The 15,479-nt window shown below is 42.5% G+C and carries 11 protein-coding genes; 8 read left to right on the top strand and 3 right to left on the bottom strand.

All coding sequences use genetic code 11. The annotated features are described in order from the left end of the window. Positions 1 to 44 precede the first annotated feature (44 nt). From M472_RS36490 to M472_RS36470, 5 genes are all read left to right on the top strand, one after another. Entirely contained in the window at positions 45 to 938 is an 894-nt protein-coding gene (locus tag M472_RS36490; RefSeq protein WP_021070924.1) for a BT_3044 domain-containing protein, read from the top strand. Positions 939 to 941: 3 nt separating this feature from the next. Continuing rightward, entirely contained in the window at positions 942 to 2,222 is a 1,281-nt protein-coding gene (locus tag M472_RS36485) for a BACON domain-containing protein (RefSeq protein ID WP_022829379.1), read from the top strand. A 62-nt stretch (positions 2,223 to 2,284) separates the two neighbouring features. Beyond that, positions 2,285 to 4,276: a calcineurin-like phosphoesterase C-terminal domain-containing protein gene (locus tag M472_RS36480; protein ID WP_021070922.1), complete on the top strand. Its 1,992-nt coding sequence runs from the start codon at positions 2,285 to 2,287 to the stop codon at positions 4,274 to 4,276. Positions 4,277 to 4,391: 115 nt separating this feature from the next. Then, positions 4,392 to 5,018, top strand: a complete 627-nt coding sequence (locus tag M472_RS36475; RefSeq protein WP_021070921.1) for an outer membrane beta-barrel protein — start codon at positions 4,392 to 4,394, stop codon at positions 5,016 to 5,018. Between the two features lie 275 nt (positions 5,019 to 5,293). Beyond that, a complete protein-coding gene (locus M472_RS36470; RefSeq protein WP_081643184.1) occupies positions 5,294 to 6,223 on the top strand; it encodes a M23 family metallopeptidase in 930 nt (309 codons plus the stop codon). Between the two features lie 43 nt (positions 6,224 to 6,266). On the opposite strand, the gene M472_RS36465 is transcribed toward M472_RS36470, so the two are convergent. Then, positions 6,267 to 7,658: an arginine decarboxylase gene (locus tag M472_RS36465; RefSeq protein WP_021070919.1), complete on the bottom strand. Its 1,392-nt coding sequence runs from the start codon at positions 7,656 to 7,658 to the stop codon at positions 6,267 to 6,269. Between the two features lie 109 nt (positions 7,659 to 7,767). On the opposite strand from M472_RS36465, the gene argS reads away from it, so the two are divergent. The 3 genes from argS (at position 7,768) to M472_RS36450 (ending at position 12,122) form a co-directional block, all read left to right on the top strand. Further along, on the top strand, positions 7,768 to 9,552 hold the full coding sequence (argS, locus tag M472_RS36460) for an arginine--tRNA ligase (RefSeq protein WP_021070918.1): 1,785 nt from the start codon (positions 7,768 to 7,770) through the stop codon (positions 9,550 to 9,552). Positions 9,553 to 9,765: 213 nt separating this feature from the next. Continuing rightward, positions 9,766 to 10,839 (top strand): Gfo/Idh/MocA family oxidoreductase, encoded by a 1,074-nt coding sequence (locus M472_RS36455; protein ID WP_021070917.1) that lies wholly within the window; start codon positions 9,766 to 9,768, stop codon positions 10,837 to 10,839. 86 nt (positions 10,840 to 10,925) lie between these two features. Then, a complete protein-coding gene (locus tag M472_RS36450) occupies positions 10,926 to 12,122 on the top strand; it encodes a BaiN/RdsA family NAD(P)/FAD-dependent oxidoreductase (RefSeq protein WP_021070916.1) in 1,197 nt (398 codons plus the stop codon). Between the two features lie 136 nt (positions 12,123 to 12,258). Here M472_RS36450 and M472_RS36445 read toward each other — a convergent pair whose 3' ends face one another. Beyond that, positions 12,259 to 13,425: a dicarboxylate/amino acid:cation symporter gene (locus M472_RS36445; RefSeq protein WP_021070915.1), complete on the bottom strand. Its 1,167-nt coding sequence runs from the start codon at positions 13,423 to 13,425 to the stop codon at positions 12,259 to 12,261. Between the two features lie 9 nt (positions 13,426 to 13,434). After that, positions 13,435 to 15,465, bottom strand: coding sequence for a M3 family metallopeptidase (locus M472_RS36440; protein ID WP_021070914.1), 2,031 nt, complete (start codon positions 15,463 to 15,465; stop codon positions 13,435 to 13,437). Positions 15,466 to 15,479: the final 14 nt, after the last annotated feature.

The raw sequence follows: 15,479 nt of genomic DNA, 5'->3' as shown, positions 1-15,479 counted from the left end.
AAAATCAAAACGAGCTTGCGAGCTCATGAAATAATTATTTACACATGAAACGAAGTTATATCACCATACTAGCGCTCACTATGGTTTTGGCCTCCTGTAAGGACAATGCCGTTTTTGAGAAAGAAATGTTTAAAAATCAAGTAGCACTGATCAGTAGTGATTATCACAATACATTTCAGGAAGTCGTAAGCCTCACAGGCGAAGAGGTTGTCGGCTATATCGCCGCCTCCACAGGGGGGACACATGCACCAGAAAGAGATTTGGTGATCGGTTTGGTAGAAGACAAAGAGCCTTTGGATAAATATAATTGGGCCTTGTTTGATGCGGATGATCGGTTGTATGCAAGGTTGTTGCCTAAAAGTAAGTATGAGATCATTGATTATGAAATCAAGGTAAAAGCAGGAGAACGTACCGGAAGAACCATGATTAAGCTGCGACCAGACGGCTTGTCGCCAGATTCGACTTATTTTATCGGTTTGAAAGCTACGGATGTTTCTGGAGTGGAAATCAATCCGAAGAAAAATACCATGCTTTACCAGGTGCAGATTAGAAACAACTACGCTTCTCAAGCGGAGGATTCGTACTATACGATGACAGGATTGATGGATGGTATGGCTACAGCAGCCAATAAGAAGTTATTCCCACTCACGAAAAACAGTGTACGTATGATCGCGGGAAATGAAAGCTTTGAGTCTAAAGAGGAGGCAATAGCAAAAACAGCAGTTATTTTGGATGTGGACGAAGATAATAAGGTCACGATACGCCCTTATAAAAATGTAAAAGTAGTCCAGCTGAATAATGATCCGATGTATCCGAATACCTTCCAAGTAGAAGATTCTTTTGGGAAAAGAAGCAATGTATTCTTGCTGTCTTACCAATATACGATAGGCAATACAACTCGAGTGATGAAAGAACGCGTAGAAATGCAAATAAAATAAACTATGGAATCTAGAACAACAACAACCTATTTGAGACTGGATCTCCTATCGAAATTAGTCTATACGTTTTGTACAATGTTTATGCTGTTGTCTATCTCCTGTAAGAAAGATGACCACAAGAATGGATCTTTTGAACTGGTCGATGCTCCAGATAAAATGGAGGTAACGGCCGAAGGAATAGCATCTACCTATACGTTTAAGGCGAGTGGAAAATGGAATATTGGGAAAGTGCCTCAAGCTGATTGGGTGAAAATAAGTCCAGAAGATGGAAGTGGTGACGGTACTTTTACCGTGACGATAGCGAGAAATAGGACGCTTGAAGCTCGGGCAACGACATTGGTCTTTACAGTTGATGGCCAGCTTCAAAATAAGGTGTTTAAAATTGAACAGGCTGCCGCAGAAGTACAAAAAAGCGGAGATCCTTTTTTATACTTTGATGGTACTCCATCAGGCCTAGAAGTTGCTGAGGCGGGTGGCACCAGTAATTATATTGTACGTGCTTTGGGCAGATGGCGATTGGAGCTGGAGGACCAACCAGAATGGGCTACAGTAGAACCAATGGAGGGAAATGGTGATACACCTGTTAAAATCATCGTGAGCAAGAATACTGATCTTGAACGATTTGCTTCTTTGCTTTTTTTCTTAGAAGATGAGCAACAGCCTGTCGAATTTCCTATACACCAGAAAGGTCAAAAACTACAGGTGTCAGGAGATGTTGTTTTAAAAGAGGACTTTAGCTGGTTATCTTATGGTAGTGAGGTTTTTAACGTTACAGACGGCGAGACTAGAATTGGCTCTTGGACAACAGCAGAAATCGCTAAAGGATGGACCAGTACTATTCCTCCTGATGCAACGATAGGTAGTACATACGCTTCTCTTTATGCAAGACCAGGTTTTGTAAAGTTGGGCCGTACTAACTATGGGGCCGATCTGGTATCGCCAAAGCTGGAAAATGTACAGCGTACGAAGGATCTGCTGGTTACTTTTAAAGCAGTGAGATATGCCACTAGTGATCATTATTTGCTTACAGTGGGAGTCAATGGACCAGGGACAGTAAGTGTAAAGGAGTTTGATATCATGAATTTGGCTAATCCGAACTCTAATATAGATGCGTGCAGGGCGGCATGGAAAGCTCACGAGGCGACCTATTCTTTTGTGGTAACAGGTGCAACATCTGAGACTCAAGTTTGGTTTATGGGAGGAGCTTTTGATCAACGTACTGGCAATTGGCCTAAAACGACAAACCGTATTTTTATTGATGACGTTGTTGTTACAGTAAAGTAATATAATTCAACCTTAATAGCCCGTAAAGAGTTTTCTTACGGGCTTTTTAATCGTATTTAATAATGAAAAAGAAATTTCACTATAATAGACGTTCTTTTATTCAGGCTTCACTGGTCACCGGATTGGGGTTGTCCCTGAATTTATACAGTTGCTCTAAATCTGTCGCTGCTCCAGAAGGAGAACCAGAGATACCGGATACGGGCAAGGAAGATGATAAACTAAGAATTACAGGGGTAGACTTGCCAGTCCGTATTGATTTGGGCAAAGGAGCAGAGCTACGTATTGAAGGCAAAGGGTTTGCTGTCGGAGATCAGCTGATATTTGAAGCTTTACCCAATAAGTGTACCGTAGAGGCGAAAACTGTTACACCAGAAGATGTGGTGCTTGTATTGCCTGCCGATATCTTGTCTGGTAGTTATAAGATTTCTGTGAAGAGAGGTTCTCAGACATTTTTACTAGGTACTACTGTGCTTAACCTATATTTTAACACGAATATTCCGGATAAAGCTGGCATGACGGTCAAAGGAGTGGTGTATGCTGCTGGTGTCGGTTTGGCCAATGTTGTCGTATCTGACGGTTTTGAAGTTGCTAAGACCGATGAAAATGGGATTTATTACCTTCCGTCTGCTAAAAAAGGAAAGTATGTGTTTGTTTCCATTCCAGGTAACTATGAGGTGGCAGCAACAATGAATGCACCTCAGTTTTTTCAACGCCTTAATCAACCAGCTAATATTGTCGAAATAAAAGATTTTGAACTTCATGCTGTAAATAATGAGAAACATACAGTCATGGTGCTGGGAGATATGCACTTGGCTAAGCGTACCGACGATATCAATCAATTCCAAAAGGGATTCCTTCCTGATGTTAATAAGACGATTCAAAGCTATAAGGGTGCAGGAAATAAAGTATACGCACTGACACTTGGCGATATGACTTGGGATAGTTACTGGTACACGAATAACTATGCGCTACCTCAGTATCTGTCGGAAATGAACAAGATCGAGGCATTGGTTTTCAATACGATGGGGAATCATGATAATGATTCTAAATTTACCATAGACTGGGATGCTGAAGAAAAATATCGTGATATTATTGGACCGACCTATTATTCTTTTAACCTGGGAAAAGTACACTATATCGTGCTGGATAATATCGAATATCTGAATATAAATGATGCACGAAATTATAATACCAAAATTGTCGAAAACCAGATCGAATGGTTGAAGAAGGATCTGGCAACGATTACTGATAAGAATACACCAATTGTAATAGCGATGCATGCACATCTGCATACCAATCCATCTTTGGATGGCAGTGGAAATGAAACGACCAGTTACCGTATCTCGAACGCTGCTGATTTTGTGAATGCGTTGAAGGGATTTAGCAAGGTGCATGTGCTGACGGGGCATACACATATTAATTATAACGTAGAGACTGATGATAAGCCACATATTATGGAACATAATACGGGCGCTGTATGTGCTACATGGTGGTGGACAGGGAATGTAGGCTATGCAGGAAATCATATCTGTAAAGACGGCGCCCCAGGTGGGTACGGCATTTGGGAAATGCAGGGACGCGAACTGAAGTGGAAATATAAAGCTATCGGTGAGCAAGAGGATTACCAGTTTAGAGCATATGATCTCAATCAGGTGCATTTGACTAAGGATAAATACGCTCCTGCCTATGTAGGGGGCGAATGGAATACATATGCTACCGAATATGCCAATCCCAACAAGAATAATGAAGTATTGATCAATGTCTGGAATTATGATAAAGGATGGAAAGTGGAGGTAACGGAAAATGGTTTGCCACTAATGGTAAATAGAGTGAGGATGCGTGATCCGCTACATATTATTTCATATTCGGCACAGCGGCTGAACCGTAATGCGGTGCCAACGGAAGATTTTGTAACTACATTGACTGCTCATATGTTTAAAGTGAAAGCTTCATCACCAACGAGTACTTTGCAGATCAAGGTTACCGATCGCTTCAATAGGGTATATCAACAAACCATGGTACGTCCAAAAGGATTAGACTATCAGATGAAATAAGGAAATACCTTGCACATATCATGTCAGCCCTATGGAGTGTCTGTACTGAATAGGGAAACATCTATGGGCTATATGTTTCGAGTATAATATAGGTGTTGCTAAATGTTTTTTTGTAATGAAAGCTATATTGATGTCAGTTTTTGGAGTTTTAATGCTTGGTTTTACTGCGCAAGGGCAAACTGAGTTTGGTCTTAAAGCAGGTGTTAGTTTTCCGTCTTATAGTTATGCTGAATCGGAGCTGCTTGCTTCGACAAAAGCTATAACTAGTTTTTATCTCGCCGGTTACTTGGAGTCGCGTATAGCTGGTCAGCTCTACTTTCATCCGGAACTCTCCCTTCAAGGGATGGGAAGCAAATTGATAGAGAGTCAAGTAAGGGGGGCAGCGGAAATAAAGCAAAAAACAAAATGGATGAATGTTACCTTTAATTTTTTAGGTAAAGCTCCTGTGAATACTGTTGGGAATGTGTTTTTTGGGGGAGGTCCTTATGTAGGTTTTGCGATGGACGGAACCAATACCTATGGGGAAAAAGGTACTACTAGCGCGGTAATTATCTATGATAAAAATGCATTGAAAAATTTTGACTATGGGATTAACCTTTTGACAGGATTTAAATTTGCTAAGCATTTTTCTGTGACAGCCAATTACTGGATCGGGATAGCTAACATTGCAGAGAGTGCTTTTAAGTGGTCTGATAATGTTAAAAACAGAGTTTTTTCAGTAGGTGTCGGAGCTTCTTTGTAGTCTAAGGTATTTATTAAGTAGGGAGATTTAAACTATGGTTAGAATCTTTCTTGCAGTTCATCGTAGGACTGGGCTATCAGATGAAATAATTAAAATCGGCTATTTTTTTTATAGTAGATTTTTGGTTCTTAAGGTTTTGAATAATTTAATGATTTTAGTTATCTTAAAGATTTATAACAGAAATTATGAAATATCCATGTAGTACAGGCTACACAAAGACCAATGAAAATACTTTGGATATTCCATATGATAGATAAAAGACAAATTATTTACATATGAAATTTAGAAATATTTTATGCTGTGCGCTGTATCTTAGTATGTCTTCATGTGTACTGGGACAGGAAAGTGCGCTCAGAATGAGTTCGAAACGTAATGATGATAAATCGGTGGATTTGAGTTTTGAGAAAGATGATCCAGGAACGATGACGGTCAACTTAAAATTTAAATCGCTCAGTAATTCTGCTGTTCCAACGAATATCTATAGAGCAGAGGGATACTCAGGCACGTTGATGACCTTGAAGCCTATGAATAAAGATAATGGAATTGACTTTTCGTATAGTTACCGTTATATCAGAGGACGCTTGATGCCTAAGGTAGATCCGACATTTGTATACGCAATTCCTTTTAAGGTGGGGACGGAGGTCTATGCACGCGAAGCTGGTTTTTTGAGTGCTAGGTATTTTGGAAATACGACACCTGATGATTGGAAGGTCTACCATTTTTATACGACGGATCAGCAGGAGGTCGTCGCTTCACGCAAAGGAATTGTGGTAGAAATAAACGATCGACATGACGATTCAGTGCTAGAGGATAAGGAATATAGTTCGAGTACGAACAGTATTACCGTCGAACATAAGGATGGATCACTATTGAAATATGATGGGTTGAGTAATGGAAGTGTTCAGGTGGAGTTAGGGGCGACTGTATTTCCTGGACAAGTGATAGCTCGCAATGTAAAACGGGGTAGTAATGGGTATTCTGTGAGTTTTATGTTGATGTATCTCAAGTCTGCGGATCTGGGTGCGAATGAAGGAAAGAATATTACGAATTCGACTAGTTTCTATGGTTTTATTACACCACTCTTTGATGTGGGGACGGAAGCTATTGTCTTGACGAAAGATGCGAAATATACGGCATCGCTCAGTCCAGAGGTTATCACCAAAGAAATGAGTAAGAAGGAAATAAAGAAGTATAATGGGAAATGATATAGAAACCAAAAAGGAGCTTTTAAAGCTCCTTTTTGGTTAACTATTGATATCCTAAAAGTTTCATGACTTGTTTGGAGTTTTGCTCCTCGCCAAATACTTCGTAGTTGAATGTTTCGTCTCTATTACGACGGATAATTACGTGCTTAGGTGATGGCAGTAAACAGTGGTGTATACCTCCATAGCCACTCAATACATCTTGGTAAGCACCCGTGTGGAAGAATCCTAAATACTGTACTTTACGTGTCTTAGGCATAAACACGGAGTTCATGTGTGCCTCTTGGTTGTAGTAATCCTGGCCATCGCAAGTGATGCCTCCGAGATTGACCCGTTCGTATTCCGAATCCCAGTTGTTGATTGGTAACAGAATGTATTTTTGGTTCAATGCCCACACATCGGGTAGGTTGGTGATGAATGAACCATCGATCATAAACCATTTTTCACGGTCATTCTGTAGCTTACGGCCCAATACTTTGTAAAGTATACCGGAAGCCTCAGCTACCGTATATTTTCCGAACTCGGTGATGATATCCGGTTCCATGACCTCGTGGTGCGCACAGATCTGTTTGATGCGGTTCACGATCTCATTGACCATGTATTCGTAATCGAAATCGTGTACCAACGAGTCTTTGAACGGCATGCCGCCACCAATATCTAAGGTGTCCAGATCGGGATTTACCTTTTTGAACTTACAATACAAGGTTACGTATTTCTCCAATTCGTTCCAGTAATACGGTGTGTCCGAAATACCAGAATTGATAAAGAAGTGCAGCAGCTTTACTTTAAAGTTGGGGTTGTCTGCTATTTTATTGTTGTAAAAATCGATCACATCTTCGATACGTATCCCGAGGCGCGAAGTATAAAACTGCGAATCAGGCTGTTCTTCGGATGCAATACGGATACCCAATGCACAGGGTTGATCCAGCTCGATCTCATCATCATACAGGTTAAACTCTTCCTTGTTGTCCAATACCGGAATGATATTGGTATACCCATCATGGATCATGTCGATGATGTACTGTTTGTACTGATAAGTCTTAAAACCATTACAGATGACAGTAATGTCTTTGGTCACCGTACCGGCGCGTTCCAAAGAATCGATCATCGGCATGTCAAAGGCCGACGAGGTTTCCAAGTGGATGTCGTTTTTAAGGGCTTCCTCTACGATATGCTTGAAGTGCGAAGACTTGGTACAATAACAATACTTGTACGACCCTCTATAATCGTGTTTAAGGATAGCGGTTTGAAAAAGAATCTTCGCCTGTTGAATTTTTTTGCTGATTATAGGTAGATAGGTAAACCGCAAGGGAGTGCCATACGTCTCTATCATTTCCATCAAATTCAAATCATGGAAGTACAATTCGTCGTCGATTATTTCGAATCCGTCTTGCGGAAAACCAACACTTAAGTCAAGAAATTCCTGATAGCTCTGCATTTTTTATTATTTTTGGCAAAGATATACTTTCATAATGAATACCTAAACACTTTGGGTGTTATTTTTCTAGTTCATTATCAGAGAGATACAAATATTACATAATATTTACATGGCTAACTCTATACAACTTACGCTCGTCCAAGAGACTGTAGCGGCGGTAAAGTCACTTTATGACGCCGATATTCCGGAATCTCAGATCACTTTGCAGGAAACACGCAAGGAATTTGAGGGGCAAATTACTATTGTCACATTTCCGGTCACACGATTTTCGAAGAAGTCACCAGAGCAGACTGGGATGGAGATCGGTGCGTATCTGCAGGATCGTATTTCCGAAATCGCAGGGTATAATGTTATCAAGGGATTTTTGAATATAAGCTTGTCCGACGAGTATTGGATAGCAATGCTGAATGAGACCATATTGCAGGACGGTTTTGGCCAGTTTGCAAAAAATGGGAAGAAACTTATGGTGGAGTATTCTTCGCCAAATACCAATAAACCATTGCATCTGGGACATATCCGTAACAACCTCTTAGGTTACTCGGTAGCAGAGATTTTGAAAGCCTACGGTTATGATGTTGTCAAAGCTAACCTAGTGAACGATAGGGGAATTCATATCTGTAAGTCGATGTTGGCTTGGCAGCGTTACGGGAATGGAGAGACACCAGAATCTGCTGGCATGAAAGGTGACCACTTGGTGGGTAAGTACTATGTGGTATTCGATAAAGAATATAAAAAGGAGATCGAGGCCTTGAAAGCTGAGGGACAGTCGGAAGATGATGCAAAAAAGAATGCTCCCTTGATGAAGGCTGCACAGACCATGTTGCAACAGTGGGAGGCCGGTGATGAGGAGGTGATCTCGTTGTGGAAGACGATGAACGGATGGGTATATGATGGGTTTGCTAAAACATACAAACAGCTGGGAGTAGACTTTGATAAGTATTACTACGAGTCGAATACGTACCTTTTGGGAAAAGATATCATACAAGAGGGGTTGGAGAAGGATGTCTTCTTCAAAAAAGAAGACAATTCCGTATGGATCGATCTGACAGATGAAGGATTGGATCAAAAACTGGTGCTGCGTGGTGACGGTACTTCGGTATACATTACACAGGATCTAGGAACGGCTCAGCTCAAATACGACGAGTTCCACATGGATGAGTCGATGTATGTAGTAGGAAATGAGCAGGACTATCATTTCAAAGTGCTGTTCGCCATCTTGAAAAAGTTGGGAAAAACCTGGGCAGACGGATTGTTCCACCTTTCCTACGGAATGGTCGATCTGCCATCGGGCAAGATGAAATCCCGGGAAGGGACGGTGGTCGACGCTGATGACCTGATGGAGGAAATGATCGATACGGCTAAGGAGCGTACAGAAGAATTGGGGAAAACAGAAGGATTTGAAGAAGAAGAAAAGGCGTCGCTTTACAATACGATAGGTATGGGAGCACTCAAATATTTCTTGCTCAAGGTAGATCCTAAAAAGAGATTGTTATTTGATCCCAAAGAATCGGTCGATTTTCAAGGACATACGGGACCATTTATTCAGTATACGCACGCACGTATCAAATCGGTGTTGCGTAAGGCTGCTTTTGACAGTGCCGTGCCTCGCTTAGTACCATCGTCATTCTCTTCGTACGAAAGAGATCTGATTCAAGCTTTAGCGAATTACCCGACAGTAATCGAAATGGCGGCAAAGGAATTCAGTCCGGCTCAGTTGGCAAACTATGCCTATGAGTTGGCAAAGCTGTACAATAAATTTTATCATGAGGAGAGTATCCTTAAAGCGGAGCAAGAAGATGTCAAGACATTCCGCCTCCATCTATCGGTAGCAGCATCTCGTATCATCGCAGAGAGCATGCGTCTTTTGGGAATTGAGGTTCCGGAGCGGATGTAGTCATAGAGTGATCAAGTTGCGAAGTTATCGAGTTAACAAGTCATCGAGTTATCAAGATAATCCCGATTGGATCGGGACAGGCAAGATCACTGGATAACATGATATAAGGCCTGTCATACAACAAGTAAAGGGATAGGACGTTAGGTAGTTAACAAGATAACAAGATAACAAGATAACACGATCACTGGATAACAACATTAAAGAGTTAGAGAAATGAAAAAGTTTAAAGTTGGTTTGATTGGTTTTTCAATAGGAGGACATGTCTTTCATGCACCTTTTATTGCCAGCAACCCGAATCTGGAACTATATAAAGTAACTGCTCGTAAGGAAGAGCAGCAAAAGATGTTGGCAGAGCGTTATCCTGATGCTATAGGTGTATTGTCTGCAGATGATATTATTCAGGATTCCGAAGTAGATATGGTGGTCGTCGCTACTTCTAATGACGTGCATTACAGTCTTACGAAGGCTGCATTGCAAGCAGGAAAGCACGTGATTGTCGAAAAGCCTTTTACGAATACCGCTGCGGAAGCTGATGAACTGATTGCACTGGCTAAAGAAAAAGATCTTTTACTGTCGGTACATCATAACGCACGTTTTCATTCGGATTTTAAGACCGTACAGAAGGTGTTGGCAGGGGGAAGGTTGGGCCGTGTAGTGCACTATGAGGCGCGATTTGACCGATTCCGAAACTTCCTGCGTGAAGGCGCTTGGAGGGAGGCTGCGCTCCCAGGATCGGGAATCCACTATGATCTGGGAGCCCACCTGATTGATCAGGCTCTGCAGCTTTTTGGACATCCAGATGCGGTTTTTGCCGATTTAAGGGCACAGCGTGATGGTGCTAAAGCGGTAGATGATTTTGAATTTATTCTGTCTTATCCAGGACTGAAGGTTTCTTTGAAGGGACAGATGTTGGCCAAGGAACCTACACCGAGATTTGCTATATACGGTATGAATGGCTGTTTTGTAAAACAGGGAGTAGACCCTCAGGAAAACCTACTGCGTGCTGGTGCACGTCCAGAGGCTGATGCCAATTGGGGCGTAGAGCCCGCGTCAATACAGGGAAAGTTGTCTTTGTTGGAAGATGGTCAGGATCTAGAGGAGTATGTGCTGAGCGAAATAGGAACCGGACAGGATTTCTACAAAAATATTGTCGCTGCACTATGGGGAGAAGAAGAACTTTTTGTCAAACCGGAACAGGCACGGGACGTAATCCGTATCCTGGAAATGGCCGAGCAATCGTGGGCCGAACAACGAACTGTGAAAACTGAAGGGCACTTGATATCTTAGTGTGAACAGGTTATCGAGTGAACAGGTTATCAAGTTATCAAGTGAATAGGTTAACTAGATAACAGGATAACAACTAACTTCTAATAATGAACAATTACGACGCTATTATAATCGGTGCAGGTGCCTGTGGATTGATGTGTGCGGCACAGGCTGGGCTTTTGGGCAAGAAGACGCTAGTTTTGGAACGAAACGACAAGCCTGGAGCTAAAATATTGATTTCGGGTGGAGGACGTTGTAATTATACGAATTTGCATACCTCTACGGATAATTTTGTGTCAGAAAATCCGAAATTCCTCAACGCGGTATTTGCACAGTGGACTGTAGAGGATACTATTTCTTTTTTTGAGAATTTTGGACAGATTAAAGGGCAAGAGAAGACGTTGGGACAGCTGTTCCCTATCTCGAATAAGGCTAAGGATATCGTATCGACTTTTACACAACTAATGTATGATACCGGTCAGGATATCTGGCTGAATACGCTGGTCAAGGAGGTAAGGCAAAGTGATACGGAGTATATATTGACAATAGAAAGAGATGGTCGCTTGGAGACGCTTGTTGCCGCAAAGATAGTCTTTGCTTCGGGAGGACTGCCTGTTGCTAAATTGGGGGCGTCCGACTTTGCACTGCGTACAGCACGTGCGCTCGGAATGGAGATAGTTCCCACGGCTCCGGCACTGGTGCCTCTGACGATTACAGGCAAAGAGGCTGATTGGTATGCTTCACTGTCCGGCAATTCGGTATATGCCAGAGTATATAATGACAAGATCTCGTTCGAGGAAAATATTCTATTTACCCACTGGGGACTGAGTGGACCTGCTGTTCTACAGATATCTTCTTATTGGAAGGCTGGAGAAGTCTTCACGATGGACTTACTCCCTAGATTTAAGTTGGGCGAATTGATTACGGAGGAGCGGAGTGCAGGAGGTAAGCGTACCGTGGGGCAGCTTTTACAGGGATATTTTACCAAGAAGATGGTAGAGGCATTAACCAGGTTTCTCCCTGTAGACGTGAAAATAGCCTCGCTGAGTAAGGCAGATGCCAACCTGGTTGTGGATACTATTCATAAGTTTAAGGTTAAGCCTGCGGGCGATAAAGGATACGATAAGGCCGAGGTCATGCGTGGAGGGCTGTCCACTGCAGAGTTGCATCCCAAAACATTGGAAGCAAAGAAATATCCAGGGTTGTACTTTGGAGGGGAGGCCGTCGATATTACGGGCTGGCTCGGCGGCTATAACTTTCAGTGGGCATGGGCTGCGGGTTATGCCATAGCGCAGGATATTTAGACGAAGTGATAGAGTTAACAAGTTATCAGGTGAAAAAGTTATCTAGTGAACAAGTTAACTAGATAATCTAGATAACAGGATAACAGGATAACAGGATAACACGTTCACTCGATAACAGGATAACTCGATAACAAGACTACATTCTCCTCTTATAAATACTATTTACAATAACCGCTATGGCGCCATCGCCAGTGACATTGCAAGCTGTACCAAAACTGTCCATAGCAATATACAGGGAAATCATCAAGGCTTGGTTTTGGGCATCGAAACCTAACATGGATGCGATGACACCAGTCGCTGCCATGATGGCACCGCCAGGTACGCCGGGGGCGGCAATCATGGTGACCCCAAGCATACAGATGAAACCTGCCATCTGTAGTGTATCTATGGGTATGCCTTGCATCAGCATCAGAGCAACGACGCAGGAGACAATCTTGAGTGTGCTGCCCGCTAGATGTATGGTGGCACAGAGTGGTACTGTAAAGTTTGCGATATCTTCGTCTACACCTGCTTTCTTGGCTTGTGCTAAGGTGACCGGAATCGTGGCGGCCGAAGATTGTGTTCCCAAAGCCGTGAAGTAGGCGGGCATCATGGTCATCAACAGACGGAAAGGGTTTTTCTTACCCACCAAGCCCGCTATTACAAACTGTATAACGAGTAATAGAACATGCATGATGAAAATAGTACCAATGATCTTGATAAATACATCCAATATCATTCCTACCTTACCTGAATAGGTCATATCTAAGAATATTCCAAAGATGAATACCGGTAAAATAGGAATGATCAGCTTCTCGATCAAGAACGAGATTATCTTTTCAAAATCAGTAGCAGCCTGCTCTAAGGTGGAATTTTCTAGACGGGCCAACCCGATACCGATCAGAAAGGCGAATACCAGCGCACTCATTACATCAAATAGAGGTGGAAAACTGAGTGTAAAATAAGGGGAAAGGGTTTTCGTAGATTCACCAATGGCTGTATTGACTTGTCCATCAATTAGAGAAGGAAATATAGCCATACTGCCGAGATAGGAGGAAAAACCAGCAAAGAGGGTAGATCCATATGCTATTCCAACGGTAGTCAAAAGGAGAGTGCCTGCTGTCTTGCCCAGTTTAGCAATTGCAGGGATAATTAGTCCCACTATGATCAGTGGAATCAAAAATTTGAGCAATTGGTCGAAAAGGGAATTAAAAGTCGCAAAGATACGACCTAATGATTCGGGAATGATATAACCTGCACCTATTCCCAGTACAATGGCAACGACAACTCGAAAGAGGAGATTGTTTATTATTTGCTTTATCATTATATACAATTATTTCAGTAAGCCTGCTCTTCTTAATAACGGTTCTACCTGAGGAGCTTGCCCTCTAAAACGTAAGTAAAGCTCCATAGGATGTTCTGTGCCACCTTTGGAAAGAACAGTATCCTTGAATTTTGTTGCCACTTCTTTATTGAATATGCCGTTTTCCTGGAAATAGGCAAAGGCATCGGCATCGAGGACTTCGGCCCATTTGTAGCTGTAATACCCTGATGAATAGCCTCCGTTGAAGATATGTGAAAAGCTCGGGCTCATCGCGTTCTCAGCAACGTCTGGATAAAGTTTTGTCGAAGCAAACTGTTGGTTTTCGAAGTCTTTGAGGGATGTAATAGCGCTCGGATCCGCACCGTGCCAGCCCATATCCAATAAGCCAAAACTGATCTGGCGTAGGGTCGCCATTCCTTCTAGGAAAGAAGCGGATTCTTTGATCTTCTCGACGAGTTCCATAGGAATATCGGCACCGGTTTCATAATGTTTGGCAAATAAAGCCAACCCCTCTTGTTCGTAGCACCAGTTTTCCATGATCTGACTCGGTAACTCTACGAAATCCCAGTATACGGATGTACCGGATAGTCCAGGGTAGGTGGTATCGGCTAGCATACCGTGTAAGGCATGGCCAAATTCATGGAATAGAGTGGTGACTTCCTGGAATGTCAATAGAGATGGCTTGGAAGCGGTAGGGCGTGTGAAATTACATACGATAGATACATGTGGACGTTCTTCTGTACCCTGATAACGGTATTGGGGTTTGAAGGAAGTCATCCAAGCTCCGTTACGCTTACCTTTGCGTGGGAAAAAGTCCGTGTAAAAGACAGCTACCAGTTCGCCTGCCTCAGTGCTGACTTCAAAAGTCTGTACTTCCTCGTGATACTTGTCAATACTGTGTACTTCTTTAAAATGTAGGCCATAGAGAAGTTTTGCTGTTTCGTAGGCTCCTGCCAAGACTTTTTCTAGTTGAAAATAAGGCTTCAACTTTTCGTCGTCGAGATTAAAGCGTTCTTGCTTTAGCTTTTCCGAATAGTAGGCTCCGTCCCATTTCTCGAGCTGAGTTATACCGTCTAGCTTGTTGGCAAAATCTGAAAGCTCTTGGAACTCGCGCTGTGCTGCCGGTTTGGCTTTCTCTAATAGGTCGGTTAAAAACTCGTTGACTTTGTCCGGGGACTGTGCCATGCGTTCTTCCAGTACAAAATGGGCATGGGTATTATAACCGAGCAGCTGTGCTCTTCTGAACCGAAGCTGGGTGATTTTGAGTACATTTTCTTCATTGTTGTAGGCATTGTCCTGAAATGCCTTTCGACCTGCCGCTAAGGCTATTTCTCGGCGCAGTTCGCGATTGTCAGCATAGGTGACAAAGGGAATATAGCTCGGGTAGTCTAGTGTAAACAGCCATCCTTCTTTATCTTGGCTTGCGGCTAATGCAGCGGCAGCTTCGATAACGCCTTCCGGTAATCCGGAAAGGTCTGCCTCATTTTCGATCCATAGTTGATAGGCATTGGTTTCTGCAAGGACATTTTCGCCAAACTTTAATTTGAGAACAGCGAGTTCTGCATCAATTTTACGGAGCTCTTCTTTATCTCGTCCTTCTAACAGCGCACCGTTGCGGGAAAAGTCTTTATAGGATTTTTCCAGTAGAGTATGCTGTTCAGTGGTTAAGTCTAGAGTTGCACGTTGTTGGTATACCTGTTGTATGCGTTTGAAAAGGTCAAAATTGAGGGTGATATCATTGCTCAATTCCGAAAGTTTTGGAGCAATTTCTTGAGCAATCTTTTCGAGTTCATCGTTTGTCTCAGCCGAATGCAGGTTGAAGAATATACTAGACAGACGATCTAAAGTCATCCCGGAAAAGGCCATCGCTTCTATCGTGTTTTCAAAAGTAGCTGGAGCGGGATTGTGTACGATGGCATCTACCTCGTCTTTTGTCCTTTGAATGGCTTGTTCAAAAGCCGGGATATAATCTTCGTTGTTTATCTGTGAAAATGGCGCTGTATTGTGCAGCGTATCAAATTTGTTCGTTAGTATTGCCATGGGGTAAAGTTAAT

Origin of the sequence: Sphingobacterium paucimobilis HER1398, assembly GCF_000416985.1 — a bacterium.
GTDB classification, from domain to species: domain Bacteria; phylum Bacteroidota; class Bacteroidia; order Sphingobacteriales; family Sphingobacteriaceae; genus Sphingobacterium; species Sphingobacterium paucimobilis.
This window is presented reverse-complemented; position numbering and strand designations above follow the sequence as displayed.